Source organism: Streptomyces albireticuli, assembly GCF_002192455.1.
Lineage (GTDB): Bacteria > Actinomycetota > Actinomycetes > Streptomycetales > Streptomycetaceae > Streptomyces > Streptomyces albireticuli_B.
In genome coordinates this window covers 841,359-866,845 of sequence record NZ_CP021744.1, presented here as the reverse complement: position 1 = coordinate 866,845, position 25,487 = coordinate 841,359, and the positions used below count along the sequence as shown (strand labels likewise).

The 25,487-nt window shown below is 73.3% G+C and carries 19 protein-coding genes; 7 read left to right on the top strand and 12 right to left on the bottom strand.

The features are described from left to right. Window positions 1-18 precede the first annotated feature (18 nt). The 5 genes from SMD11_RS03755 to SMD11_RS03735 form a co-directional block, all read right to left on the bottom strand. Window positions 19-2,070, bottom strand: a complete 2,052-nt coding sequence (locus SMD11_RS03755) for an endo-beta-N-acetylglucosaminidase (RefSeq protein WP_234365879.1) — start codon at window positions 2,068-2,070, stop codon at window positions 19-21. Window positions 2,071-2,202: 132 nt separating this feature from the next. Beyond that, entirely contained in the window at window positions 2,203-3,441 is a 1,239-nt protein-coding gene (locus SMD11_RS03750) for a glycoside hydrolase 5 family protein (RefSeq protein ID WP_087925058.1), read from the bottom strand. Between the two features lie 36 nt (window positions 3,442-3,477). Next, entirely contained in the window at window positions 3,478-4,263 is a 786-nt protein-coding gene (locus SMD11_RS03745; RefSeq protein WP_087930269.1) for a carbohydrate ABC transporter permease, read from the bottom strand. Window positions 4,264-4,304: 41 nt separating this feature from the next. Beyond that, the gene (locus SMD11_RS03740) at window positions 4,305-5,231 is read right to left on the bottom strand and encodes a carbohydrate ABC transporter permease (protein ID WP_087925057.1); all 927 of its coding nucleotides are present in this window, start codon (window positions 5,229-5,231) and stop codon (window positions 4,305-4,307) included. A gap of 5 nt (window positions 5,232-5,236) precedes the next feature. Then, window positions 5,237-6,535: an ABC transporter substrate-binding protein gene (locus SMD11_RS03735; protein WP_087925056.1), complete on the bottom strand. Its 1,299-nt coding sequence runs from the start codon at window positions 6,533-6,535 to the stop codon at window positions 5,237-5,239. A 228-nt stretch (window positions 6,536-6,763) separates the two neighbouring features. Here SMD11_RS03735 and SMD11_RS03730 point away from each other — a divergent pair, with 228 nt between their 5' ends. From SMD11_RS03730 to SMD11_RS03715, 4 genes are all read left to right on the top strand, one after another. Beyond that, window positions 6,764-7,837 carry a LacI family DNA-binding transcriptional regulator gene (locus tag SMD11_RS03730; protein ID WP_087925055.1) on the top strand — a complete coding sequence of 358 codons (1,074 nt, stop codon included), beginning with the start codon at window positions 6,764-6,766 and terminating at the stop codon, window positions 7,835-7,837. Between the two features lie 173 nt (window positions 7,838-8,010). After that, on the top strand, window positions 8,011-9,006 hold the full coding sequence (locus SMD11_RS03725) for an NADPH:quinone oxidoreductase family protein (RefSeq protein ID WP_087925054.1): 996 nt from the start codon (window positions 8,011-8,013) through the stop codon (window positions 9,004-9,006). After that, complete coding sequence (locus SMD11_RS03720) at window positions 9,006-10,241, top strand: acyl-CoA dehydrogenase family protein (RefSeq protein ID WP_087925053.1); 1,236 nt, start codon at window positions 9,006-9,008, stop codon at window positions 10,239-10,241. Before SMD11_RS03725 ends, SMD11_RS03720 begins: the two co-directional genes overlap by 1 nt. After that, window positions 10,238-11,398, top strand: coding sequence for an acyl-CoA dehydrogenase family protein (locus SMD11_RS03715; RefSeq protein ID WP_087925052.1), 1,161 nt, complete (start codon window positions 10,238-10,240; stop codon window positions 11,396-11,398). The genes SMD11_RS03720 and SMD11_RS03715 overlap by 4 nt, the downstream gene beginning before the upstream one ends. 22 nt (window positions 11,399-11,420) lie before the next feature. Here SMD11_RS03715 and SMD11_RS03710 read toward each other — a convergent pair whose 3' ends face one another. The 3 genes from SMD11_RS03710 to SMD11_RS03700 form a co-directional block, all read right to left on the bottom strand. Continuing rightward, window positions 11,421-12,374: a DMT family transporter gene (locus SMD11_RS03710; protein ID WP_234365878.1), complete on the bottom strand. Its 954-nt coding sequence runs from the start codon at window positions 12,372-12,374 to the stop codon at window positions 11,421-11,423. 115 nt (window positions 12,375-12,489) lie between these two features. Next, window positions 12,490-15,864: a bifunctional lysylphosphatidylglycerol synthetase/lysine--tRNA ligase LysX gene (gene lysX / locus SMD11_RS03705; protein ID WP_087925050.1), complete on the bottom strand. Its 3,375-nt coding sequence runs from the start codon at window positions 15,862-15,864 to the stop codon at window positions 12,490-12,492. Between the two features lie 59 nt (window positions 15,865-15,923). Then, window positions 15,924-17,987: an APC family permease gene (locus SMD11_RS03700; RefSeq protein ID WP_087925049.1), complete on the bottom strand. Its 2,064-nt coding sequence runs from the start codon at window positions 17,985-17,987 to the stop codon at window positions 15,924-15,926. Between the two features lie 185 nt (window positions 17,988-18,172). On the opposite strand from SMD11_RS03700, the gene SMD11_RS03695 reads away from it, so the two are divergent. After that, the gene (locus SMD11_RS03695) at window positions 18,173-18,367 is read left to right on the top strand and encodes a hypothetical protein (RefSeq protein ID WP_087925048.1); all 195 of its coding nucleotides are present in this window, start codon (window positions 18,173-18,175) and stop codon (window positions 18,365-18,367) included. Window positions 18,368-18,434: 67 nt separating this feature from the next. Here the strand turns inward: SMD11_RS03695 and SMD11_RS03690 are convergent, their stop codons facing one another. The 3 genes from SMD11_RS03690 to SMD11_RS03680 all read right to left on the bottom strand — a co-directional run bounded on the left by SMD11_RS03690 (window position 18,435) and on the right by SMD11_RS03680 (window position 22,700). Continuing rightward, on the bottom strand, window positions 18,435-19,844 hold the full coding sequence (locus SMD11_RS03690; protein WP_087925047.1) for a family 2B encapsulin nanocompartment shell protein: 1,410 nt from the start codon (window positions 19,842-19,844) through the stop codon (window positions 18,435-18,437). Between the two features lie 107 nt (window positions 19,845-19,951). Then, window positions 19,952-21,370, bottom strand: coding sequence for a family 2B encapsulin nanocompartment shell protein (locus tag SMD11_RS03685; RefSeq protein WP_087925046.1), 1,419 nt, complete (start codon window positions 21,368-21,370; stop codon window positions 19,952-19,954). 136 nt (window positions 21,371-21,506) lie between these two features. Further along, on the bottom strand, window positions 21,507-22,700 hold the full coding sequence (locus tag SMD11_RS03680; protein ID WP_087925045.1) for a phosphodiester glycosidase family protein: 1,194 nt from the start codon (window positions 22,698-22,700) through the stop codon (window positions 21,507-21,509). 264 nt (window positions 22,701-22,964) lie between these two features. Here SMD11_RS03680 and SMD11_RS03675 point away from each other — a divergent pair, with 264 nt between their 5' ends. After that, window positions 22,965-23,864, top strand: a complete 900-nt coding sequence (locus SMD11_RS03675; RefSeq protein WP_234365877.1) for a phosphatidylinositol-specific phospholipase C/glycerophosphodiester phosphodiesterase family protein — start codon at window positions 22,965-22,967, stop codon at window positions 23,862-23,864. 412 nt (window positions 23,865-24,276) lie between these two features. After that, window positions 24,277-24,606, top strand: a complete 330-nt coding sequence (locus SMD11_RS03670) for a hypothetical protein (protein WP_234365876.1) — start codon at window positions 24,277-24,279, stop codon at window positions 24,604-24,606. Here the strand turns inward: SMD11_RS03670 and SMD11_RS03665 are convergent. After that, a complete protein-coding gene (locus SMD11_RS03665) occupies window positions 24,600-25,469 on the bottom strand; it encodes a YceI family protein (protein WP_087925042.1) in 870 nt (289 codons plus the stop codon). The genes SMD11_RS03670 and SMD11_RS03665 overlap by 7 nt on opposite strands. Between the last annotated feature and the right edge of the window lie 18 nt (window positions 25,470-25,487).

Below are 25,487 nucleotides of genomic sequence, written 5' to 3'. Positions count from 1 at the left end.
TGTCCTAACGCAGAGGGTCTACCAGCGGAAGGTGACGGACGCGGGCGCCGAGGAGGCGTACAGCTCGTCCACGGCGCGCACCTCGACGCGCGTGGCCGCCTCACCGGCCGCGCGGCGCAGGGCCGCGACGTAGTAGGCATGCCCACAGGTGCCCCCGAGGAAGCGACGGCCGCCGCCGGGCAGGAGCTGGTGCAGCTCGTAATGGCGTACGGACCCGGGGGAGCGGACGGGTGCCGTCCAGGCCAGGCGCAGCGCCACCGTCCCGTCGGCGCCCGGGCGCGACGCCGTGACCGTGGGCGTGCCCGGCCGGCCGGGCGGCGCGGGCGCGGCGTCACGCACCGCGAGGCCGCCCAGCCGCCAGCGGACCGTCCCGCCGTCCGGCGCGACGAGCCGTACGCCCAGGGAGAGAATCGTTCCGCCGGCCCGCTCGCGCAGCGCGCGGCCGACGCGCACGGCCGCCGTCGTCCAGCCGCGCCCGCCCGCCCGGAGGGTCCCGGCGGGCAGGTGGACGAGCCGGGACGGGCCGCCCCGCGCGGCGGCCACCTCCAGCGCCAGCTCCACCCGCACCGCCGCCGAGCCGTCGTCCGACCGGTGGGCGAGCTCCATGACCGTCGCGGCCGAGAGCGGGAGCCGCGCCGGGAAGAGCTCCACCGCCGCCGGGGCCGTGAGCCCGCCGGTCACCAGAAGGCTGCCGCCGCCCCGCCAGGCGTCGGCGAAGTCGAAGCCCACGGTGGGCCGGGCGCCGGTGGTACGGATCACCCAGCGGCGGCCGGGCAGCCGGTCCTGGAGCCCCAGGTGGTTCCAGGCGGAGTCCGACAGCCGGGTCCCGCGCTCGTACCAGCCCGGCCCGTGCCCGGTGTTGAAGCTCGTCGCGAAGGGCAGCGCGGTGAGCGTGGAGCGGTCCGCCACCGACGCCGCCGGAGGGCGCCAGCCGCCGCTGTCCGGGGCGGCCGGGTCCAGGGCGTGCCCGGACCAGAAGCGGTCGTCGCGCGCGTGGAAGTCCGCCGGGGTCCGGGCGGCCGCGGGCAGGCTCTTCCACGTCCACTCGGGGCGATAGAAGCCGTACGAGGTCACGTGCGGGCCGTCCGGCGGGACGACCGCGTCCCAGTCGACCCGGGTGTCCCAGCCGTTCGCCTCGACGTCGACGCCGGCCCACAGCTCGTACCGGCCGCGTTCGCGCTCCTCCGCGCGCCGCGCCGAGGAGACGAGCCCGGACCGGTCCCAGTTGAAGTTGAGGAACATCGAGTCGGACGCCTCGAAGAAGGGCGCGTTGCGGTCGTTGAGCTCGTTCTGCCAGGAGATGTCGCCGGTGACGGTCATCGCGTCGTACCAGGTGACCCGCAGCCCCTCGCCGCGCGCCCGCAGGTGGGCGACGAAGTCACGGGTGTCCGCGCCCAGCCGGGCGTCGCCGCCACCGGTCTCCGCGTTGAGGAACCACCCGTCGAAGCCGTACGCGTGGGCCACCCGGATCAGCTGGTCGGCGAGCGGGAAGCCGCCGTCCGGACCGCGCCGCACCAGCTCCCGCGTCCAGCTCAACCGCCCGCCGTACGCGGCCGGCGGCAGGAACACCGTCCCGAGCACGGGCACGCCGTTGCGGTGCGCCGCGTCCACGACGGGCGCGTTGGGCGCGAGGATCAGGCCCTCGCCCGAGGAGCCGCCCCAGAAGACCAGTTCGTCGAGGTAGGCCCAGTGCGTCAGGGCGTAGAAGTCCGCGGTGGCCGAGCCCTGCGCGGGGTTGCCCGAGGTCGGCGCGAAGGAGACGAGCGCGCTGACGCGGGCCTGCCCGGCGCGCGCGGTGGCGTTGGCGGGCGGCGGCGTGAAGCGGGCCGCGAGCGGCACGGTGGCCCGGTTGAAGGGAAGGTCGGCATCACCCTCGGGCGTCCAGGAGCGCAGGCTCCGCCAGACGATCCCGGCACCGGGCGAGCCGTCCGGGAGGCTGTCGGGGTACCAGTAGGAGGCGTAGGGCTGGAGCGTCCCCTCGCTCCCGGTGGACGCACGGGCCGCACCGGTCGCGGCGGCGGCGAGGGCGGCCGTCAGGAGGACGGAGCGGCGGGTGACTCTCTTACACACGGGGACTCCTTGGCGCAGGCGAGGGGCAGTCCGGAAGTTTCAGCCCGTCCGGCGTTTGAGGACCGGGGTCCGGGGCGGAGCCCCGGTTACGGGAAGGGGCGGGTAGGGGAAAAGGCCCCCCGCAGGGGCCACCTATCCCACCTCGTCCACCGACACGACGGAGTCGATCCCCCGCGCCGCCAGCCACTTTCCGTCCCCCGCCCGCGAAGCCAGCACGACGGCGGGCCGAACCCCCCGCGCGGCCGCCCGCGTCCACGCCTCGAAGAACGCCCCGCCCGGCGCGCACACCGACCGCGACGGCGCCGTCTCCACGTCCCCCACGTCCAGCACCAGCGCCGTGCGCCGGGGCTCCGGCTCCCGTCCGCCCTCGTGCCATTCGCGTACCGCGCGGGCGAAGGCCTCCCCGGCGGGTTTGATCCGGCGGTCGTTGGTGAACAGCCCCAGGCCGTACTCCAGCTCCGGGAAGTCGGCGAGGGCCCGGTCGACGTCGTGCGAGCACCACCAGGTGACGCCCCACAGGCCGGTGCAGTCCAGCGCGTGGGCGAGCGTCGCCCGGGTGAAGGCGGCGGCCCGCTCGGGCGGGATGTGCGGGGCCGGTGCCCCGACCTCCTGGAGCCACACGGGCCGGTCCGGGTCGTCGGCCCAGGCCTTGGACAGTTCGACGAGGTAGGCGGCGTGCCGCTCGGTCGCCGCGCCCGTGGGCCCGTGCCGCTGCGCGGTGCCGTTGAACACCCAGGAGTGCACGGCCGTCATGGCGCCGAGCCGCGCGGAGTGGGCGGGTGTGAAGGGGTGCGTGTCGTCGTACCAGGCGGCGTCGTAGGAGGCGTGCAGATGGGCCCGCCCCGGCGCCGCCTTCCCGCAGGCGTCGAGCATCCGGCCCAGCCAGCGCCCGGCCTGGTCGGGCCGGATCCGGTCCGGGTCGGGGTGCGGGTCGCCGGAGAACTGGTCGACCTCGTTGCCGACCGTCATGCCGAGGAAGTGCGGCCGGTCGGCGAGCGCCGAGGCCAGCGCGGTCAGGTACGCCTCCTGGGCCTCGACGACGTCGGGGTCGGTGAACATGTTGCGGCGGTGCCAGGTGGTGGTCCAGGAAGGGATGAAGTCGAAGCTCGACAGGTGGCCCTGGAGGCCGTCGACGGCCACGTCGAGTCCGCGCTCACCGGCCGCGTCGACCAGCGCGACCAGCTGCTCGACGGCGCGCGGGCGGATGAGGGCCCGGTTGGGCTGGAAGAGCGGCCACAGCGGGAAGACGCGGATGTGGTCGAGGCCGAGGGCGGTGAGCGAGTCGAGGTCGGCGCGGATGTCGTCGAGGTCGAAGTCGAGCCAGTGGTGGAACCAGCCCCGGGTGGGCGTGTAGTTGACGCCGAAGCGCATACGGGTGTCGTCCCTTCGGGCGGGTGCGGTGGCCGGTCAGCCCTTGACGGCGCCCTCGCCGACGCCGCGGAAGAAGTACCGCTGGAGGCAGGCGAACATCACGAGGAGCGGGGCGACGGCGATGACGGTCCCGGCGGCGACCAGCCGGGGGTTCTGCTGGAACGTGCCGTGCAGGAAGTTCAGGCCCACGGTCAGGGTGAAGCGGTCCGGGTCCGAGAGCACGATCAAAGGCCACAGGAAGTCGTCCCAGGCCCCCATGAACGCGAAGATCGCGACGGCGGCGAGGGTGCCCCGCACCGACGGCAGGGCGATCCGGGTGAACCGCTGCCACACGTTCGCCCCGTCGATCACGGCCGCCTCCTCCACCTCGTACGGGAGGTTCGCGAAGGCGTTGCGCATCAGCAGCACGTTGAGCGCCCCGACCGCCCCGGGCAGGACCACGGCGGTGAGGGTGTTGTTCAGCTGGAGGTCGCGCATCATGGTGAACTGCGCGATGACGATGGATTCCAGGGGTACGAGCAGCGCCGCCACGAAGGCGAGCCCGGCCGCCTTGCGGCCGCGGAAGCGCAGCCGGGCGAGGGCGTAGCCGGCCATGGAGGCGCCGACGAGGTTGGTGACGACGTTGGCGGCCGCGACCTTGAGCGAGTTCAGGGCGTAGTCCCAGACGGGGACGATGTCGGCGACGCCCTTGTAGTTGTCCAGGGTGGGGTGCTCGGGGAGGAGGCCGGGCGGGTAGGTGTAGATGTCCTCGGTGGTGCTCTTCAGCGAGGTCGACAGCTGCCACAGGAACGGGCCGACGGAGACCGCCAGCACGGCGAGCATCAGCAGATAGCGCAGGGCCTTCTCCCCGCCGGTCGTACGGGTCACCCGTCGGCCTCCTTACGGTCGGCGCGCAGCACCAGCAGCATCAGCAGCAGGGTGAGGACGAAGACGGCGAGGGAGAGAGCGGAGGCGTAGCCCACCCGCCCGTTCAGCCCGGTGCCCGTGCGCTGGACGAGCATGACGAGCGTGGTGTCCTGGCCGGCCGGGCCGCCCGTGGGCCCGGCCAGCAGATAGACCTCGGAGAAGACCTTGAACGCCGCGACCGACGACAGGGCGCCGACCAGCACCATCGTGGAGCGCAGGGCGGGCACGGTGACGCTGGCGAAGCGGCGCAGGGGGCCGGCCCCGTCGACGGCCGCGGCCTCGTGGAGCTCGCGCGGCACGTTCGCCAGCGCCGCCAGATAGATGATCATGTAGTAGCCGAGGCCCCGCCAGACCGTCAGCGCCATCGCGCTGAGCAGCAGCAGCCACTGGTCGCCGAGGAAGGCGACCGGCCCGGCGCCCAGGAACCGCAGGATGCCGTTGACGAGACCGCGGTCGTCCAGCATCCATCCCCAGATCAGCGACACCACCACGACGGAGGCCACGACCGGGGTGTAGAACGCGGAGCGGAAGAACGTGACGCCGGGCAGCTTCTTGTGGACCAGGAGCGCGAGCAGCAGCGGCAGCAGCACGGTGAGGGGCACGACCGCGACCACGTACAGGACGCTGTTGCGCAGGGCCACCCAGAACTGTTCGTCGTCCAGCATCTCCCGGAAGTTCCGCAGCCCGACCCAGGTGCCGGGCGTGAGCGTACGGGCGTCGGTGAACGCCTTGTGGACGGTGCTGAGGAAGGGGTAGAGGACGAAGGCGGCGACGACCCCGAGGCCCGGCAGCAGGAAGAGCCAGGGGCTGGCGGCCCGGTGCGTGCGGACGCGGCCCGCGCGGGCGGGCCGCCGCTCCGGGGTGCGCCCGGCGGCGCGCTGCACGGCCGTCAGCTCCGCTTGAGGAGCTTGTCGCTCTGCGCGGCGGCGTCGTCGAGGGCCTCTTTCGGGGACTTCTTGCCCTGGAGCGCCTTGGCGACCTCGTTCTTGAGCACGACCTTCATCTCGTCGCTCATCACCACGGGCGTGTAGTTGACCGCGCCCTTGAGCATCTTCGCCGAGGCCACCCGGACCCGGCCCTCGTCCGTGCCGTCGTCCTTCGTCCAGTACGGGTCGTCCAGCGAACCCTTGGTGCTGGGGAAGACGGCGACCTGGTGGGCGAAGGCCTCCTGGTTCCGGCGGTCCGTGACGAAGTGGGCGAACGCGACGGCCGCGGCCTTGTGCTTGCCGCGCGCGTTGACGGCCAGGCCCATCACGTACATGTTCGGCTTGCCGTTGTTGTTCGGGGCGTCGGTGATGCCGAGATTCCTGTACAGGGCCGGCGCGTTCTTCTTGAACGTCCCCAGGTCGTGGGCGCTGCCCGGATTCATGGCGACCTTCTGCTCCAGGAATTTCTGCCCGGATTTCTCGGGGGTGTTGGTGAGCGCCTGGGCGTCGAGCGCGCCGCGGTCGTAGAGCTCCTTGTAGCGGGTCAGCAGCTCGACGCCTTCGGGCTCGTTGTAGGTGAACCGGGTGGCGTCCTCGTTCATCAGCTTCACGCCGTAGCGGCCGAAGTCCTCGATCGACGGGGTGCCGGCGAGTGTCGCCGTCCGCCCGCCCGGCTTCCCGGCCATGGCGCGGGCCGCGGTGAACAGTTCGTCGTAGCTCTTCGGCGGTTTCTCGGGATCGAGCCCGGCCTGCCGGAAGAGGGACTTGTTGTAGAAGAGCGGGCCGGTGTTGAGGTACCAGGGGAAGGCGTACGAACCGTCCAGGCCGGGCAGCGTGTTGCCCTGCCAGGCCTCCGGCGTGTACTCGTCCTTGAAGCGGGCGGCCGCCTTCTCCTTGTCCAGGTTCATCAGGAGCCCGGCCTTCGCCAGCGGATAGGAGAGGTCGGGCGAGACGTTGACGACGTCGGGCAGGGTGCCGGCGCCGGCGTCCGCGCTGAGCTTCTCCGCGTAGTTCTCGGCCGGCTGGTCCAGCCATCTGACCTTGACGCCGGGATTCGCCTTCTCGAAATCACGCACCAGGCCGTCGAAATAGCCCTTGAAGTTGCTGCGCAGATTCCAGGTCTGGAAAGTGATGCTGCCCTCGGGCTTGCCGTCCGCGCCACCGCCTCCACCGCCGTCCCCGCCGGAACCGCAGGCGCTGAGCAGGAGAACGGAGGCGAGGAGCGGGGCGGTGACTACCGCGGCGCTGCGGGAGGGTGGCATGGCCGGTGAACTCCTTCGGTCGGACCGGGGAGACGAGGGCGAGCGCAACAAAAACTGCACCCGGGCCGCCGTGAAGTCAATACTCCCGGCGTACTTCCGTCGCGCACTAATGCGCTTTAGTCTGCGGCGAGTTGGCATACTGGAAGGCGTGCCGGCCCGCCGTCTCGGGCCGTTGCCGATCCAGTGCCTCGGTACGGCCCGCCGCGCCCGCGGGACGGAGGGAGAGCCATGCGCCGGACGCCGGCCCGCCGGCCGACCATGAAGGACATCGCCCGCCGCGCGGGGGTCTCGGAGAGCGCCGTGTCCTTCGCGCTCAACGGCCGGCCGGGCGTCTCGGAGGCCACCCGCGCACGGGTGCGGCGCGTCGCCGAACAGCTCGGCTGGCAGCCCAGCACCGCGGCCCGCGCCCTGTCCGGGGAGGGAGCGGCCACCGTGGGGCTGGTCCTCGCCCGGCCCGCCCGCACCCTGGGTGTCGAGTCGTTCTTCCTCCAGCTCGTCTCCGGCGTCCAGGAAGCCCTCGCCGTGCGCCGCCTCGGGCTGCTCTTCCAGCTGGTGGAGGACGTCGGCGCCGAGTGCGACGTGCACCGCCGCTGGTGGGCCGAGCGCCGCGTGGACGGTCTCCTCGTCGTCGACCCGCGCGCCGAGGACCCCCGGCCGGCGCTGCTGGACGGGCTCGGCCTGCCCGCGGTGGTGATCGGCGCCCTCGACGGCGTCCCCGGCGCGCATGGGAACGGAGGCGTCCCCGGTCCGCCCCACGGAGTGATCTCCAACCTCTGGGCCGACGACACCGGGGCGATGGCCTCCATCGTCGGTCACCTCCACGCCCTTGGCCACCGCCGCATCACGCACATCGCGGGCCTCCCCGAACTCGCCCACACCCGGCGCCGCATGGCCTGCCTGCGTGCCGAGGCCGCCCGGCGCGGCCTGCCCGACGTCACCTCCGTGACCACGGACTACTCCGACGCACAAGGTGCCGAAGCCACCCGCCGGCTGCTGGCCGGCGAGCGGCCGCCCACCGCGCTCGTCTACGACAACGACGTGATGGCCGTGGCGGGGCTGGCCGTGGCGGCGGAGCGCGGTGTGCCCGTGCCGGACCGGCTGTCGATCGTCGCCTGGGACGACTCGGTCCTCTGCCGCAGCTCCCACCCGGCGCTGACCTCGCTCACCCGCGACACGGCCGCCTTCGGCAGGCAGGCGGCGGAACTCCTGACGGCCCTGCTGGACGGTGCGCCGGCACGGCGGGTCCAGGCGCCGACCCCCCGCCTGGCACGCCGCGATTCGACGGGCCGGGCGCCCGCCTGAACGGCCCCCGGGCGGCGCCGCGCCGCCGTCCGGTCCGGCGACCCGCACCGCCCGCACGGCGTCCGAGAGCGGGAACCAGCCCTTCCGGCGGGCGCGGACCCCTGTTCCCGGCCCTTACCGACCGCTTAGTATGCGACGCGTCCGACCGCGGCTCACCCCACCACGGAGGCCCCATGAAGGCATGGCGAGTGCACCGAACAGGCGAACCCCGCACGGTGATGCGCCTGGAGGACACCCCGGACCCCACGCCCGGCCCGGGTCAGCTCCTCGTCCGGGTCCGGGCCGCGAACGTCAACTTCCCCGACGCGCTGCTGTGCAGAGGTCAGTACCAGGTCAGCCCGCCCCTGCCGTTCACCCCGGGCGTCGAGCTCTGCGCCGAGGTCCTCGCGCCCGGCGAGGGCGCCGAGGGCACGGTCGGGGCCCGGATCCTCGCGCGACCGGCCCTCCCGTCGGGCGGTTTCGCCGAACGTACGGTCGTCGACGCCCGGAGCGCCCTGCCCGTCCCCGCGGCCCTGGACGACGCCGAGGCAGCCGCCCTCCACATCGGTTATCAGACCGGCTGGTTCGGCCTGCACCGCCGCGCCCGGCTCCGCGCCGGCGAGACCCTCCTCGTCCACGCGGCGGCCGGCGGCGTCGGCAGCGCGGCCGTTCAGCTCGGCAAGGCCGCCGGGGCCACCGTCATCGGTGTCGCCGGCGGCCCGGACAAGGCGCGCACCGCCCGGGAACTGGGCTGCGACCTGGTGCTGGACCGCCGCGCCGACGACGTCGTCGCGGCGGTGAAGGAGGCGACCGGCGGCCGCGGGGCGGACGTCGTCTACGACCCGGTCGGCGGCGACGCCTTCGCGTGGTCCACCAAGTGCGTCGCCTTCGAGGGCCGTATCGTGGTCGTCGGCTTCGCCAGCGGCACCGTTCCGAAAGCCGCCCTCAACCACGCCCTGGTGAAGAACTACACGATCCTGGGCCTGCACTGGGGCCTGTACCAGACCAAGGACCCGGCCGCCGTCCGCGCCTGCCACGACGAGCTGACGCACCTCGCCGACCAGGGAGCGGTCCGCCCCCTCGTGAGCGAGCGGGTGCCGCTGGAGGCCGCCGCCGACGCCGTCCAGCGCGTCGCCGACGGCACCACGACCGGCCGGATCGTCGTCGTTCCCGCCGAGGAGGCGCCCTGATGAGCTCCACCCACCCCGGCCCGGCCGACCCGGAGGCGGCCGACGCCGCCGGGCTGCGCGCCCGTACCGCCGCGCTGCTCGCCGCCCACGACCCCGCCACCACACCACGGCTCGACTTCCTGCGGGCCCGCTTCGACGCCGGGCTCGCCTGGGTCCACTTCCCCGCGGGCCTCGGCGGGCTGGGGGCGCCGCGCGCCCTCCAGCCCGTCGTCGACGCCGAACTGGCCGCGGCCGGCGCCCCCGGGAACGACCCCCGCCGCATCGGCATCGGCCTCGGCATGGCCGCGCCCACCCTCCTCCAGTACGGCACCGACGAGCAGAAGCGGCGTTTCCTGCGCCCGTTGTGGACCGGCGAGGAGGTGTGGTGCCAGCTCTTCAGCGAGCCCGGCGCGGGCTCCGACCTGGCCGCGCTCGCCACCAGGGCGGTGCGTGACGGCGACGGCTGGCGGGTCGACGGCCAGAAGGTGTGGACCTCCAGCGCGCACCTCGCCCGCTGGGCGATCCTCCTCGCCCGCACGGACCCCACGGTGCCCAAGCACGCGGGCCTGACCTACTTCGTCTGCGACATGACCGACCCGGGCGTCGAGGTGCGGCCGCTGCGCCAGATCACCGGCGAGGCCGAGTTCAACGAGGTGTTCCTGACCGGCGTGCGCGTCCCCGACGCCCACCGCCTCGGCGCCGTCGGCGAGGGCTGGCGGGTCGCGCGGACCACCCTCATGAACGAGCGGGTCGCCATCGGCGGCAGCGCCGAGCCCGGCACGCCCGGCGGGACCAGGGAGACGGGCCTGCTCGGCCTCGTCGCCGACACCTGGCGCGCCCACCCCGAGCTGCGCACCCACGACCTCCACCAGCGGCTGCTGAGGCTGTGGGTGGAGGCGGAGGCCGCCCGGCTCACCGGCGAGCGGCTGCGCCAGCAGCTGCGGCGCGGCCGCCCCGGGCCGGAGGGCTCCGGCCTGAAGCTGTCCTTCGCCCGCCTCAACCAGGAGCTCAGCGGCCTGGAGGTCGAGCTGCTCGCCGAGGACGGCCTGGCGTACGGCGACTGGACCATGACCCGGCCCGAGGTCGTCGACTTCACGGGCCGTGACGCCGGCTACCGCTATCTGCGGGCCAAGGGCAACTCCATCGAGGGCGGCACCTCGGAGGTGCTGCTCAACATCGTCGCCGAGCGCGTCCTGGGGCTGCCGCCCGAGCCCCGTACCGACAAGGACCTCCCGTGGAAGGACCTGCCCCGATGACCCCGCCGCCCTCCACCGCCGCCTCCGCCGCACCGCCCGACCTGCTGCACTCGGAGGCCGAGGAGGACCTGCGCGCGGCCGTCCGCTCCCTGCTCACCCACCGCGGCGCCCCCGCCTCGGTGCTCGCCGGGGCCGAGAGCGGCCGGCCGTACGACGCGGAGCTCTGGCGGTCCCTGGCCTCCGGCATGGGGACGGCCGGGCTCCTGGTGCCCGACAAGCTCGGCGGACAGGGCGCGTCCGCGCGCGAGACGGCCGTCGTCCTGGAGGAGCTGGGCCGCGCCGTCGCCCCCGTGCCCTACCTCACCAGCGCCGTCCTGGCGGTCACCACCCTCCTCGGCTGCGACACCGGCGACGACGAGGTGGCCGCGCCGCTCGCCGCGCTCGCCGGGGGCCGCCGGGTGGGTGCCCTCGCCGTGCCGCTGACGACCCCGCCGGGCGCCGGGCAGGCGCGGAACGTACGGGTCGCCGGCGCCGGACGGCGGCCGCTGCTCAGCGGCGAGGTCACCGCCGTCGCGGGCGCGGCCGGGGCGGACCTCCTGCTCGTTCCCGCGGACACCGGGCTGTACGCCGTGGACGCCGGCGGGGAAGGTGTGCGGATCACCCCGGTCACCTCGCTGGACCTCACCCGGCCGATCGCCCGTGTCACTCTCACCGAGGCCCCGGGCAGCCCCCTCGCCGGGCCCGGCCGGGCCCGGGCCGCCGTCGACGCCGCGCTGCTCGCCGGCGCCGGTCTGCTCGCCTCGGAGCAGCTCGGGGTCGCGGAGTGGTGCCTGGAGGAGACGGTGCGCTACACGGGCGAGCGGCGGCAGTTCGGCCGCCCCGTCGGCTCGTTCCAGGCGCTCAAGCACCGGCTGGCGGCCCTGTGGCTGGAGGTCGCCTCCGCCCGTGCCGTGGCGCGCAACGCCGCCGACGCGCTCGCCACCGGCTCGGCGGACACGGCGGTCGCCGTCGCCGTCGCGCAGGCGTACTGCGGTGAGGTCGCGGTGCGGGCCGCGCAGGAGTGCGTGCAGCTCCACGGCGGCATCGGCATGACCTGGGAGCACCCGGCCCACCTCTACCTCAAGCGCGCCAAGAGTGCCGAGCTCGCGCTCGGCACTCCGGGGCGGCACCGCGAGGCCCTGGCCCGGCTGGTGGACCTGCCGGGCCCGCAGGACTGACGCGGCTGTCCGCGCGGGGCTCTCAGGAGCGGGCGCCGGCCCCGGCCGGCTCCCGCTCGGGCGCGCCGGTGCCCGGTCCGGAGGCCACGGTCCTCGACCGCGGCGCGGCCGCGCGGCGCACCGTCGCGACGGCGACGCCGGCCAGGACGAGCAGGCCACCGCCGACGGCGGTCGGCGCGGGGACGTTCCCGAGCAGGGCCGCGTCCAGGGCGAGCGCGGCGACCGGCACCGCGTAGAGCACGAGCGAGGCCGTGGAGGCGGTCGTCGCGCGCAGGGTGCGCGACCAGGTCCAGAAGGCCATCGCGGTGCAGCCGATGCCCAGCCAGAGGACCGCCGCGGTGCGGTGGCCGTCGGCCGCCGCGATCTGCCCGACGGCGCCGGGCGCCGTGGCCAGCAGGGGCAGCAGGCCGAAGAGGCTGCCGTAGAAGACGCATTCGGCGCCGGAGTACTTCTTCAGCAGCGGCTTCTGGAGCGCGAAGGAGGTGGCCTGGGTCGCGGCGGCGGCCAGGACCATGAGCGCGCCCATGAGGGAGCCGCTGCCCCCGCCGGTCGTGACCGCGACCAGCAGCGCGCCGGAGAGGGCGACGCCCAGCCCGGCCAGTCCGCGCCGGCCGGGCCGGTCGCCGAGGAAGGCCATGCCGAGGACGGTGGTGAAGACCGGCGAGGCGGCGATCAGCATCGCCGCGGTGCCCGCGTCGACGCTCTCCTCACCCGCGCACAGCAGCACCTGGTAGGCCGTCATGCCGGTGAGGCCGAACGCCGCCATGCGCAGGGCGTCGGCGCGCCGCAGCCGGCCGATCTTCCCGAGCGCCAGGAACGGCAGGAGCAGCACCACGGTGACGGTGATCCGCAGCAGGGCGATCGCGGCGGGGGAGTAGTCCGGCAGCGCGACCTGGATCGCGGTGAACGCGGATCCCCACAGCACCGCCGTCGTGGCCATGGGAAGCCAAGGGGTCGCCGCACGCTGTGCCGCCATGGAAAACACCACCAGCTCGGTCGGAAAGGACTGAGCCGTCAAATTAACAACGGGCGATCTATAAGGCAAATAATGAATTCTATTTCTCTCTCAAAGGAATCCTTTTAAGTGGTGGTCAGCGCCTGCGCACCAGCGGGAACGGCAGCGTCTCGCGGATCGACAGCCCCGTCAGGAACATGACCAGCCGGTCCACCCCCACCCCGAGCCCGCCCGTCGGCGGCATCGCGTACTCCAGCGCCCGCAGGAAGTCCTCGTCCAGCTCCATCGCCTCCGGGTCACCGCCCGCCGCCAGCAGCGACTGCGCCGTCAGCCGGCGCCGCTGCTCCACCGGATCGATGAGCTCCGAGTACGCCGTCCCCAGCTCCGTGCCGAAGGCCACGAGGTCCCAGCGCTCGGCCAGCCGCGGGTCCGTCCGGTGCGGCCGGGTGAGCGGCGAGACGTCGGTCGGGAAGTCCTTGTAGAAGACCGGCAGCTCCGTGCGCTCCTCGACCAGCCGCTCGTACATCTCCAGCACGATGTCCCCGCGCCCGTGCTCCGGCTTGTGCGGCACCCCGGCGGCGTCGCAGTGCCGGCGCAGGGCGGCCACGGACGTGTCCGCGCCGACCTCCTCACCGAGCGCCTCCGAGAGCGCGCCGTAGACGGTCTTCACCGGCCACGGGCCCGAGATGTCGTGCTCGACCAGCCTGCCCCCGGCGTCCGCCCGCAGCGCCACCGCCGAACCGTGGGCCGCGACGGCCGCCCCCTGGATCAGCTCACGGGTGAGGTCGAGCATCACGTCGTAGTCCGCGAACGCCTGATACGCCTCCAGCATCGTGAATTCGGGATTGTGCTTGTACGAGACGCCCTCGTTGCGAAAGGTGCGGCCCATTTCGAAGACCTTTTCCATGCCTCCCACGCACAGCCGCTTCAGATACAGCTCGGGCGCGATCCGCAGATACAGGTCGAGGTCGTAGGCGTTGATGTGGGTGGTGAAGGGCCGGGCGTTCGCACCGCCGTGGATCTGCTGGAGCATCGGCGTCTCGACCTCCAGATAGCCCCGGTCGAGCAGCCCCTGCCGGAGCGCCTGGACGGCCGCGCTCCGGGCCCGCACGGTCTGCCGGGCCTCCGGCGAGACCGCGAGGTCCACATAGCGCATCCGCACCCGCGCCTCGGGGTCGGCCAGTCCCCGGCGCTTGTCCGGGAGCGGGCGCAGACACTTGGCGATCATCCGGCTCCGGGTCACGAAGACGGTGAGCTCGCCGCGGTCGGTGGTGCCCACCTCGCCCTCGGCCTCGATGTGGTCACCGAGGTCGACGTGGGCGGCGAAGGCCCGCAGGCACGCCGCCCCCGAGTCGTCGCGGGTGAAGGTCAGCTGGAGATCGCCCGACCAGTCGCGCAGCACCGCGAAGGCGACCCCGCCGTGGTTGCGCACCAGCAGCACCCGCCCGGCCACCGTTACCCGCTCGCCCGTACGGACCGAGGGCGGCAGGCCCGGGTGCGCGGCCCGCACGGCGGCGAGGGAGTGCGTGCGGCGGGCGTCGACCGGATAGGGGTCGACCCCCGCGGCCCGCAGCCGCTCCAGCTTGTTCCGCCGCACCCGCACCTGCTCGGGCAGGCCCGCGAGCTCGTCCCGCTCCGCGGCCTCCCCGGTGTCGGCGAGGCCGAGTTCGGACAGCGACGGCAGGCCCGCCGTCGAGGCGGGGGAGACGACGCCCCGGGGCCGCCGGCCCCGGCGCCACAGCGTGCCCAGGCTCGGCACCGAGACGAAGCCCTCCGCGATGCCCGCCGCCAGCCCGATCCGGGCCAGGGCACCCGTGTCCGCGTAGCAGAGGAACCGCGGGTGCCACTCCGGGTTGTACTTCACGTTCGAGCGGTAGAGCGCCTCCAGCTGCCACCACTTGGAGAAGAACAGCAGCAGCCGCCGCCACAGCCGCAGCACCGGCCCCGCGCCGATCCGGGCGCCCTCCTCGAACGCGGACCGGAAGACCGCGAAGTTCAGCGAGACCCGCTTGACGCCGAACCGGCCCGCCTGCGCGCACAGCTGGGCGACCATGAACTCCATGACGCCGTTGGGCGCGGCCCGGTCCCGGCGCATCACGTCCAGCGACACCCCGTCGCGCCCCCAGGGCACGAACGACAGCAGCGCGATCATCCTGCCCTCGTTGTCGAACGCCTCGACCAGCAGGCAGTCGCCGTCCGCCGGGTCGCCCAGCCGGCCCAGCGCCATCGAGAAGCCGCGCTCGGTCTCGGTGTCCCGCCAGGCGTCGGCGCGGTGGATGACCTCACCCATCTCCTCGTCCGAGAGCGCCGAGTGGCGCCGGATCCGGGTGGTCGCGCCCGTCCGCTCCACCCGGTTGACGGCCTGCCGGGTCACCCGCATCTCCCGGCCGTCGAGGTCGAACGCCGGGACCTGGAGGATCGCCTCGTCGCCCAGTTGCAGCGCGCCCAGCCCCGAGCGCGCGTACGCCTTGGCCCCGGCCTCGCTGGCCCCCATCACGGCCGGCTGCCAGCCGTAGCGGCCCGCGAGCTCCAGCCACGCGTCGATCGCCGGCGTCCACGCCTCCGGATCGCCCAGCGGATCGCCGGAGGCCAGCGCGACCCCGGCCTCGACGCGGTAGGTGACCGCGGCCTTCCCGCTCGGGGAGAACACCACGGCCTTGTCCCGGCGGGTCGCGAAATAGCCCAGCGAGTCCTGGCTGCCGTAGCGGCCGAGGAGGGCGCGGATGCGCGGCTCCTCGTCGTCGTGCAGCGCCGCCTCCAGACGCTGCGAGCGGAAGAGCGTCATCGCGGCGTTGAGCAGCGCCAGCGCGCCCAGCAGACCGAGCAGGAAGTACAGCCAGTGCGGCGGGTGCCCGTCGAAGTGCCGGCCGCTGACCAGACCGCCGCACACCTTGTTGGCGACGAACAGCAGCCGGTTGCCGCCGCCGGGCTCCAGCGAGCCCGGGAACAGCGACACCAGCCCCCAGCCCAGCAGCACCGCGGCGCCGAGACCGGCCGCCAGCACCAGCAGCGCCCGCAGGAACGCGCCGCGCCGCGACGCCGCGTAGAACTCCCGCCGGGCCAGGACCAGCAGCGCCATCGCGGCGACGCAGAGCACGAGCGAGGGGATCGTGTCCCAGTAGCCCACGGCCAGCAGCAGCACGTCGGCGATCAGCAGCAGGGTCAGGTAACCCAGGACGAACCAGAGCGTGACCCGCTTGCGGGCCGCCATCGCCGCCGCCAGGAGCAGCAGGAAGACCGCGTAGGCGAGGTTCGGGGCCGTCGGGACCGTCAGCGTGTCCAGCGCGTCGGTCAGCGGCCGCGCCGCGCGCCGCAGGGGTGTGATCAAGGACGTGACCGCGCAGAACAGGCCCAGCAGCCCGAAGAAGATCGCGAAGCCGTTGGGCACCCGGTGCAGCAGCCGGCGCCAGGCGGATCCCCGGCCCTCGGGGCCCTCCCGGCGGTCCCGCGCCCGCTCCGCCGCGGCGGGCCGGCCCGTGGCGTGCTGCGCGTCCGGGGCTGTGCGGCTCATTCCGCCAGCCTAGGCACGCCGCGCCCGGCATGCCCGCCGAGCACCGCGCACCGGTGACGTCACCCCCTCCCGTCCGGGGCGTCCGGGCCGGTGGGGGCCGGCGGGACGAGGCGCGGCAGGGTCGCGGGCACCCCTCGGCGTACCGAGCCGGGGGCCCGGGCCACGGTGCGGTGGCGCCGGTGGGCGGACGAACTGAGCTGCCAGGGCACACTGATGACCATCACGCCGGGGACGAACAGCAGCCGCCCCTTGAGCCACAGCGCCGACTGGTTGTGCAGGACGTTCTCCCACCAGCGCCCCACGACGTACTCGGGGACGAACACGCTCACGATGTCGCGCGGGCTGTCGCGGTTGAGCGCGCGCACGTACCCCACCACCGGCCGCGTCACCTCGCGGTAGGGGGACTCCAGGGTCTTGAGCGGCACCTCGATGCCGTACGCGTCCCACCGCTCCCGCAGCGCCCGCGCCTCCTCGGCCTCGACGGCCACGTTGAGGGCCTCCAGCGCGTCGGGCCGGGTGGCCCGCGCGTAGGCGAGCGCCCGCAGCGTCGGCTTGTGGATCTTGGATACGAGCACGACGGCGCGGACCCGCGACGGCAGGGCACTCGCGTCGGCGGCGTCGGTGACGGCGAGTTCGGCGTCGGTGTTGTCGTAGTGGCGCCGGATGCCGCGCATCATCAGCCACAGCAGCACCGCGGCGATCACCGCGAGATAGGCGCCCTGGGTGAACTTCGTCAGCAGCACGATGACCAGGACCAGGCCGGTGACCCCGGCCCCCAGGGCGTTGATCGCCCGCGCCGTGTGGATCCGCCGGCGCGCCGCCGGCGCGGGCCCCTCCCGCAGCTCGCCGTTCCAGTGCCGGACCATGCCCGTCTGGGAGAGCGTGAAGGAGGTGAAGACGCCGAGGATGTAGAGGTGGATGAGGCTGGTGACGGACGCGTCGTAGGCCCACAGCAGGGCGGCGGCGACCGTGGCCAGGGCCAGGATGCCGTTGGAGAAGGCGAGCCGGTCGCCCCGCGTGTGCAGCTGGTGCGGCAGGTAGCGGTGCTGGGCCAGGATGGACGACAGCAGCGGGAAGCCGTTGAACGCGGTGTTCGCGGCCAGGATCAGCACCAGCGCGGTGGCCGCCTGGATGTAGAAGAAGCCGAAGCCGTCCGGGCCGCCGAAGACGGCCGCGGCGAGCTGCGCGATGACGGTGCGCTGCGGCACGGTCCCGCAGTCCCCCTCGAAGCCGGTCAGCCGGCAGGTGTCGGAGGCGATCCGCACATCGGCGATCAGCGCCAGCGCGGTGATCCCGGAGAACATCAGCACCGCGATCAGCCCCATCGCGGCCATCGTCGTCGCGGCGTTGCGGGACTTGGGCTTGCGGAAGGCGGGCACGCCGTTGGAGATGGCCTCCACACCGGTGAGCGCCGTACAGCCGCTGGAGAACGCCCGGAGCACGAGGAGCAGCAGGGCCAGACCCGTCAGATCCGTGTCGCCCGGGTCCGGGACGATGCCGTAGCGGGCGGACTCCGCCACCGGCGCGTCGCCGGCGGCCCAGCGGACCAGCCCGGTCGCGCAGAGCACGGCGATGCCGGTGACGAAGAGGTAGGTGGGAGCCGCGAAGGCCCGGCCGGATTCGCGCAGCCCGCGCAGGTTCACCGCCGCCAGCAGCACCACGAACCCCACCGCGAGGGCCGTGCGGTGCTCGTTCCAGGAGGGGAAGGCGGAGATGATGTTGTCCACGCCGGAGGCGACGGAGACCGCCACCGTCATCACGTAGTCGACCAGCAGCGACGCGGCCACGACCAGCCCGGCCGACGCGCCCAGGTTGGTCGACACCACCTCGTACGAGCCGCCGCCGGACGGATAGGCGTGGACGACCTGCCGGTAGGACAGCACCACGACGGCCATCAGCGTCACGACCGCCAGTGCCACCCAGGTGGTGAAGTGGAGATAGGCGAGGCCGCCGAGCGTGAGCACCAGCAGGATCTCCTGCGTGGCGTAGGCGACGGACGAGAGCGGGTCGGACGCGAAGATGGGCAGCGCCAGCCGCTTGGGCAGCAGCGTCTCCTGAAGACCCTCGCTGGGAAGTGCCCTGCCTACGACCAAGCGCTTGACCGCGTCCACGAATCTCGCCACGCCCGTGAGCGTAGAGCGCCGTTCCCGCTTCAGGAGCTACCGAGAGATACGAAAGTAAGGGAAAACGGCCGAACCAGTGAATTCGTACCCGAATGGAGTACGGCGGCCTTCGTGGATATCAGGCCGCAATGGGACAGACTGGCGACAACCGCGCCGCCCGGAAGGTGCCGTCTGGAAGGTTCGCCATGGCCGTCTCGATCTCCGTGGTCCTACTGCTGCTGATCCTGGCGGTGGTGTTCCTCCGCAACGGCGGGCTGAAGGCCTCGCACGCCTTGGTCTGCGTCCTGCTCGGATTCTTCCTCGCGAGCACGAGCGTCGCCCCGACCATCTACGACGGCATCTCCGCCACCACGCGCATCGTCGGCGGCGTACGGCCCTGACGCCGCGGCTCCCTCCGGCCGGCCGCACCGGCGGGAGGGAACCACGGAGGTCAGGCCACCCGTCCGGCTACCCGCGACCGATCTCGACGTCCTCCAGCACACCGAGCGCGTCCGGCACCAGGATGGCCGCGGAGTAGTAGGCGCTCACCAGGTAGGACGAGACCGCCTGCTCGCTGATGCCCATGAAGCGCACATTGAGGCTCGGCTGGTACTCGTCCGGGATGCCGGTCTGGTGCAGACCCACTACGCCCTGGTTCTCCTCGCCCGTCCGCATGGCGAGGATCGAGCTCGTCCCCGACTCGGTCACCGGGATCTTGTTGCACGGCAGCAGCGGCACCCCGCGCCAGGACCGCACCGCGGTGCCCATGACGTCGACGGCCTGCGGGTACAGACCCCGGCTCGTGCACTCCCGGCCGAACGCCGCGATGGTGCGCGGATGGGCGAGCAGATACTGCGTCTTGCGGCGCCGGGCCAGCAGCTCGTCGAGGTCGTCCGGGGTGGGCGGGCCCGTGCGGGTGTGGATGCGCTGCTTGAGGTCGGCGTTGTGGAGCAGGCCGAACTCGCGGTTGTTGACCATCTCGTGTTCCTGGCGCTCGCGGAGCGCCTCGACGGTCAGCCGGAGCTGCTGCTCCAGCTGGCTCATCGGCTCGTTGTAGAGGTCGGCGACGCGGGTGTGCACCCGCAGCACCGTCTGCGCCACGCTCAGTTCGTACTCGCGCGGCGCCGGCTCGTAGTCGACGAACGTGCCCGGGATCGGCGGCTCGCCCGTGTGCCCGGAGGTCACCGTGATGTCGGCCTCACCGCGCCGGTTCAGCGGCGGGTGGGTCCGGGAGGCGAAGCCCGCGACGTGCTCGCGCAGCGCCTCGGAGCGGTCGGCGAGCTCCTGGAACGCCTGGAGGGGGAGCGCCAGCACGGTGCAGCGCGTGACGGCCCGTACCGTGAACGCCCAGGTGCCGTCCGGCTCCAGCGGCACCGTCTCGCCGAAGTAGTCCCCGTCGGCCAGCACGCCGAGCACGGTCTCGTCGCCGTACTTGCCGGGGCCGGTGCGGTTGAGCTTGCCGTGGGCGATCAGGTAGATGTGATCGGCCGGGGCGCCCACCTCGACGAGCGTGTCGCCCGCCGCGTACTCGCGCTGGACGAAGCCGTCCGCCAGTGCCTCCAGCGCGGTGTTGTCGTCGAAGCCCCGCAGGAGGGGCAGTTCGCCCAGCTCCGGCGGGATGACCCGCACCTCCGTGCCGGTCGAGATGAACTCGACCCGGCCGTCCCCGACGGTGTAGGTCAGTCGCCTGTTCACCCGGTACGTGCCCGCGGACACCTGCACCCACGGCAGCACCCGCAGCAGCCAGCGGGAGGAGATCCCCTGCATCTGCGGTACGGACTTCGTCGTGGTGGCGAGCTGCCGTGCTGCGGCTGTGCCCAGGCTCAGCTGGGACTCGCCCGTCCGCTCGGCGTGATCGGGCTCCACTGACGTGGTCATAGCTGGTCATCACCCATCTGTTGCGTTGTCCGGCTGTTGCGTTCTCCGGCGCGGAAATGTGCGGTGCTTTTCGGATGAGGGCACCCGGCGGTCCGGTGCCCCACGGGTCAGTGCCCGACTTCGACGTTCTCCAGAATTCCCAGCGCGTCGGGGACCAGGACGGCCGCGGAGTAGTAGGCGCTCACGAGATAGGAGATGATGGCCTGCTCGCTGATTCCCATGAACCGCACGGAGAGACTGGGGCGGTACTCGTCGGGAATTCCCGTACGGTGCAGGCCGACCACTCCCTGCGCGTCCTCTCCGGTCCGCATCAGCAGAATGGAGCTGACGCCGTTGTCGGTGACCGGGATCTTGTTGCACGGGAAGATGGGCACGCCTCGCCAGGCGGGCACGGAGTGGCCGCCGACCTGCACGGGGTCGGGGTAGATGCCCCGGCTGTTGAACTCGCGGGCGATCGCCGCGATCGCCCGGGGGTGCGCCAGCAGGAAGCCGGGGTCCTTCCACACGGTGGCCAGCAGCTCGTCGAGGTCGTCCGGGGTGGGCGGGCCCGTGCGGGTGTGGATGCGCTGCTTGAGGTCGGCGTTGTGGAGCAGGCCGAACTCGCGGTTGTTGACCATCTCGTGTTCCTGGCGCTCGCGGAGCGCCTCGATCGTCAGCCGGAGTTGCTGCTCGACCTGGTTCATCGGCTCGTTGTAGAGGTCGGCGACACGGGTGTGCACCCGCAGCACCGTCTGCGCCACGCTCAGCCCGAACTCACGGGGCGCCAACTCGTAGTCGGCGAAGACGCCGGGCAGGGCCGGCTCGCCCGAGTGGCCGGAGGCGACGTCGATGGCCGATTCCCCGTACTCGTTCTGCGGGCGGCTCGTGGTGGAGCGGAACGCCGCGACATGGGAGCGCAGCCCCTCCGAGCGCTCCAGGACCGCCTCGAACTCCTGGCGGGGCAGGGTCAGCACCGTACAGGCGGTGACGGCCTTGACCGTGAAGTCCCACTCGCTCGCCTCGGGCGCCGCGAGCGCCCGGTCGCCGAAGTACCCGCCGTCGGCCAGCACACCGAGCACGGCCGGGTCGCCGTACTCGCCCTCACGTTCCTTGTGGACCTTGCCGTGGGCGATCAGGACGACCTGATCGGCCGGCTGCCCGGCCTCCACCAGCACCTCGCCGGGCCGGTACTCGCGCTGGGTGAAGCGGCCCGCCAGCTCCTCCAGCACCGCCGGGTCGGAGAAGCCGCGCAGCAGCGGCAGCTCGCCCAGCTCCGCGGGGATGACCCGCACTTCCGCGCCGGTGGAGACGAACTCCACCCGGCCGTCGCCCAGTGTGTGTGTCAGCCGCCGGTTGACCCGGTACGTACCTCCGGGGACATGGACCCACGACAGGAGACGCAGCAGCCACCGTGAGGAGATGCCCTGCATCTGGGGTACGGACTTTGTCGTGGTCGCCAGATTCCGTGCGGCCGCGGTGCCCAGGCTCAGGGAGCCCGGCCCGTTATTACTGTCGGCGTCGGTGCCGGTCTCCACTGACGTCGTCATATTCGAATTCCCACCCATCCCATTGCGGAACTGCCCCTTGCGGGCCCCGACGGTTGCTTTCCGCTTGCGCAACGTCGAAGCTAGCAGCGGGATTTGACCGACGCAGTCACTCGAATGGGTGGATTGATCGACGATGTTAAGTTCGGATAAAAATGCCGATGCCGTTCGCGACCGCTCGTTCCGCCCCGCCCGACGGATGGTTGCGCACCGCGGTGCGGCCGTCGTCGGGGTCGCGGGTGACCATCGTGCTCGAACCCCCGCCGTCGAGGTTCAGGGCGTCGTCGGCCCCGAGCTCCCGCATGACGTCGGCCAGTTCGGCGATGGTCAGACCGGTGCGGTAGTCGGCGGCGCCGTCCAGCGCCAGCAGGTAGAAGACGCGCCCGCCGCCGCCCGAGCCCGCCGCGGAGCGGATGGCCGAGGTGACGCCGTCCAGCCTCGCCAGAGGCTGCCCGCCGCGCAGCACCGGGAACCCCCCGACCGCGAAGCGCAGGGCGCCGGGCTTGGCGGAGTCCAGATGCTCCTTGACGCGCACCCTGTCACCCACGCGCAGCTTGCGCAGCTCGCGCGCCCCCGCCTCGCGCCCCACCAGCACGACCGATCCGGAGGCGATCGTCCCGCGTCCCGGCCGCTCCGCCACGGAGGCCACCCGCTCGCGCCGCACGGTCACCTCGTAGGTGTCACCGCTGCACGGCGCGCTCCGGTCGGTGTCCGTACCGCAGACGGCGCGGACCCGTGAGGTGGCGCCCCAAGAGGGGGTGTACGCGCCGATGCCGCCGACCGGAAGGGCGTACTGGTTCAGCCCGCGCAGCGTCAGCCTGCGGCCCGCGGCGGTCACCGTGCCGTCCAGGGTGAGCCGGTCGAGCCGGGCCCTGCCGTCCGTGCCGACGCCGATGACGTCGCGGGTGGTGACGCCCGTCGGCATCGCGGGCCCGAAGCGCTGGCCGTTGGGCACTGCGGCGCCGAGCCGGCGGCCGCTCGCGACGGACGGCCCCACCGGGGCGCCGGTCGCGTCCACCCCTGGGTGCTGGGTCTCCGTGATGTTGAAGAAGTCCCCGTTGATCCCGCCGACCGCGCCGCGCTGGGAGACCATCCGGGAGACCGTCGACCGCGCGGCCACCGTGCCCGGGTACAGCAGGTCCATCGAGACCGCCGCGACATCCAGATCCGCCGTCAGGAGATGGCCGTACGCCGGGCCGTGCGAGGCCGCCAGCGAGAACTCCTGATAGGTCACGCCCGGCGCCACCGGGGAGAGGGCACCGAGCCGCAGGGCCGTCCGCGGCCCCGTCTCCGCCCAGGCCGTTCCCCCGCCGACCAGCGAGGTCCATGCCATCAGAATCGCGAATACCGCGCGCACGCGGCTGCTACGTCTCTTCACAGTCACCCCAGAGGTCCCGTCAACTCTGGCACGGCACAAAAGAGTTCACCATGCCCCGAAAGAACGACAGGGAACGTACCGACGTCGACGCGGGCAACTCTCGGCACATCCCTGCCCACCGGCCCGTCGGGCCCGGATACTCACAGAAGCCGGCCCCCGCGTGCCACCGGCCGCCGCACACCGCCGCACACCGACCCGGGAGACGCCATGACCCCTGCCATGCCCCCCGTCGTGAACCCCGCCACGTCCCCGCGCACGCGCCGCGCCGCCGTCGTCACCCTCGGGGCCGCTCTCGCGGGAGCCCTCGCGGGACCCGCCCTGGCCGTGCCCGCCACCCGGGCCGGGGCGGACAGGCTCCAAGGGCCCGCCGGACCACCGCTGGCCCGCGCCCACGCGCACAACGACTACGAGCACCCGCACCCGCTCGCCGACGCGCTCTCCCACGGGTTCGGCAGCGTCGAGGCGGACATCTGGCTGGTCGGCCGGAAGCTCCTCGTCGCCCACGACGCCTCCGGGCTCGACCCTTCCCGCACCCTCGAATCGCTCTACCTCGAACCGCTGCTGCGCCGGGTGAGAGCCGGGCACGGCCGCGTCTACGAGGGGTACGACCTGTCCGTGCAGCTGCTCGTCGACATCAAGACCGAGGGCGCCGCCACCTACCGGGAGCTCGCCCGGCACCTGCGGCGCTACCGGTCGATGCTCAGCTACTGCGTCGGTGAGCGGGTGCGCCACGGCGCGGTGACCGCGGTCGTCTCCGGCGACCGGGGCGCGCGGGTGCCCATGGCGACGGAACGGGTGCGACGGGCCTTCTACGACGCCCGGCTCGCCGACCTCGGCACCGGTGTGCCGGCCTCCTTCGCCCCGCTCGTCAGCGACAACTGGAACACCAAGTTCAGCTGGCAGGGCGTCGGCCCGATGCCCGAGCGGGAACGGGCCGAGCTGGTGCGGATCGTGTCCCTGGCGCACGCCGAGCACCGGCGGGTGCGCTTCTGGGCCACACCCGACCGGCCCGGCCCGGCGCGGGAAGCGGTCTGGCGGGAACTCCTCGCGGCCGGCGCGGACCACCTCAACACCGACGACCTGGCGGGGCTCGAGGCGTTCCTCCGCGCGGCCGGCTGAATGCCCTGCGTACGGTTCGACAACCACCGTCGGATCGTAAGGTTATGGGATAAACCGGATGCGGGAGCCACGCGGTGACGGGCCGGCGTTTTCGCCCGGTCGCACGACCGGCCGTACCGGCGGGCGCGGGAGGCGGGCGCGCTGTCGGGCGGGCGGTGGAATGTCATGATCCGGAGCGGAAGATGTGGCGGTACCGTCATCGCGCGGTGGCGGAGGTGCGGACGCGGGGAGCCTGGTCCGTATGACCGCTTCTTCTGGTCCACCCGGTCCCCCCGGCCCACCCGGCCCGCCTTACGGTCCGCCCTCGGGCCCGCCGCCTCCGCCTCCGGGCGGGTTCGGTCCCGCCCGGCCGCCCTGGGATCCCGAGCCGCCGCCCGGCGGGGAGGGCGGTGGCCGGCGGATCGCCGTCGCCGTGGCCGTACTGGTGGTCATCGCCGCGCTCGCGCTGGGGGCCGTGCTGTTCATCAGGGACGGCGACGGCGAGGAGCGGGACGGGCCGGGCGGGAGAAACCCGTCCGCGGAGCCGTCACCGTCCTTCTCCCTCCCCAGCGGACTGCCGTCGGGGCTGCCGACGGCCCTGCCCAGCGGCCTGCCGACGCGCCTGCCCACGAAACTGCCCACCAAGCTGCCGTCGGGCTTCCCCACGAGCTGGCCCAGCGGGTTCCCCACCGAGCTGCTGCCGCGGCTCCCCGACAGCAAGCCCGTCGTGACCGCCGGCCGGGAGCCGGGCGCCGGTCACTGAGCGGGCACGGCCTGGATGTCGAGCTCGATCCGGATCGTCGCGCCGATCATGGCGATGCCGCGCTGGAGCATCGAGCGCCAGTCCAGGGTGAAGTCCTCGCGGTGCAGCTCGGTCGAGGCCGAGCAGGCGGTGCGGGTCTCGCCCATGATGCCGGTGCCGATGCCCAGGTACCGGGTGTCGAGGGCGATGTTCCGGCTGACGCCGTGGAGGTTGAGCACACCCTGGACGGTCCACCGCGAACCACCGCGGTGGACGAAGCGCTCGCTGGTGAACTGCATGTGGGGGAACTTGGCCACGTTGAGGAACTCCGCGGAGCACAGGTGCGCGTCGCGCTGGGCGACGCCCGTGTCGATGCTCGCGGTCTCGATGACGACGTCGAGCCGGGAGTCCTCCATGCGCTCGCCGATCCACAGGGAGCCCTCGAACCGGTTGAACCGGCCGTGGACCTCGGCGAGCCCGATGTGCCGGGAGATGAAGCGCACGGCGGTGTGGTCGGGGTCGATGCGCCACGCGCCCGGCGAGGGCATGGAGGGTGCCGGCGCCGGCTCCAGGGCCATCGGGTCGAGGGTGGTCCGTACGCCGTCCGCGGACTGGAACGTGCGGCGTACGGGCGTGAACCCCTCGGCGGTCACGGCGAGGCTGTACTCGCCCGGCGCCACGGTCGCCGCGAAGCGGCCGTGCGGGTCGGTCTGGCCGTGGACGACCTCCTGGCCGTGGACGTCCCGGACGGACACCTCGGCTCTGTGCATCGGCAGGCGCACGGGGTCGAGGACGACACAGTCGAGGGCCCCCGCGCCGTACGGGATCGGTGCGTTCTGCCGGTAAGGAGAACGCTTGTAACGGCGCAGCAGGGCGAAAGCCATCCCAAAGGACCTTTCCGT

What these genes read in the sequence shown, in the direction of transcription:
- SMD11_RS03750 (WP_087925058.1), bottom strand. Translation starts at nt 3,441, where the DNA reads ATGCGCTTCGGCGTCAACTACACGCCCACCCGGGGCTGGTTCCACCAC.
- SMD11_RS03745 (WP_087930269.1), bottom strand. Translation starts at nt 4,263, where the DNA reads ATGCTCGCCGTGCTGGCGGTCTCCGTCGGCCCGTTCCTGTGGCAGCTG.
- SMD11_RS03735 (WP_087925056.1), bottom strand. Translation starts at nt 6,535, where the DNA reads ATGCCACCCTCCCGCAGCGCCGCGGTAGTCACCGCCCCGCTCCTCGCC.
- SMD11_RS03730 (WP_087925055.1), top strand. Translation starts at nt 6,764, where the DNA reads ATGCGCCGGACGCCGGCCCGCCGGCCGACCATGAAGGACATCGCCCGC.
- SMD11_RS03725 (WP_087925054.1), top strand. Translation starts at nt 8,011, where the DNA reads ATGAAGGCATGGCGAGTGCACCGAACAGGCGAACCCCGCACGGTGATG.
- SMD11_RS03720 (WP_087925053.1), top strand. Translation starts at nt 9,006, where the DNA reads ATGAGCTCCACCCACCCCGGCCCGGCCGACCCGGAGGCGGCCGACGCC.
- SMD11_RS03715 (WP_087925052.1), top strand. Translation starts at nt 10,238, where the DNA reads ATGACCCCGCCGCCCTCCACCGCCGCCTCCGCCGCACCGCCCGACCTG.
- SMD11_RS03710 (WP_234365878.1), bottom strand. Translation starts at nt 12,374, where the DNA reads ATGGCGGCACAGCGTGCGGCGACCCCTTGGCTTCCCATGGCCACGACG.
- lysX (WP_087925050.1), bottom strand. Translation starts at nt 15,864, where the DNA reads ATGAGCCGCACAGCCCCGGACGCGCAGCACGCCACGGGCCGGCCCGCC.
- SMD11_RS03695 (WP_087925048.1), top strand. Translation starts at nt 18,173, where the DNA reads ATGGCCGTCTCGATCTCCGTGGTCCTACTGCTGCTGATCCTGGCGGTG.
- SMD11_RS03690 (WP_087925047.1), bottom strand. Translation starts at nt 19,844, where the DNA reads ATGACCACGTCAGTGGAGCCCGATCACGCCGAGCGGACGGGCGAGTCC.
- SMD11_RS03685 (WP_087925046.1), bottom strand. Translation starts at nt 21,370, where the DNA reads ATGACGACGTCAGTGGAGACCGGCACCGACGCCGACAGTAATAACGGG.
- SMD11_RS03680 (WP_087925045.1), bottom strand. Translation starts at nt 22,700, where the DNA reads ATGGCATGGACCTCGCTGGTCGGCGGGGGAACGGCCTGGGCGGAGACG.
- SMD11_RS03675 (WP_234365877.1), top strand. Translation starts at nt 22,965, where the DNA reads ATGCCCCCCGTCGTGAACCCCGCCACGTCCCCGCGCACGCGCCGCGCC.
- SMD11_RS03665 (WP_087925042.1), bottom strand. Translation starts at nt 25,469, where the DNA reads ATGGCTTTCGCCCTGCTGCGCCGTTACAAGCGTTCTCCTTACCGGCAG.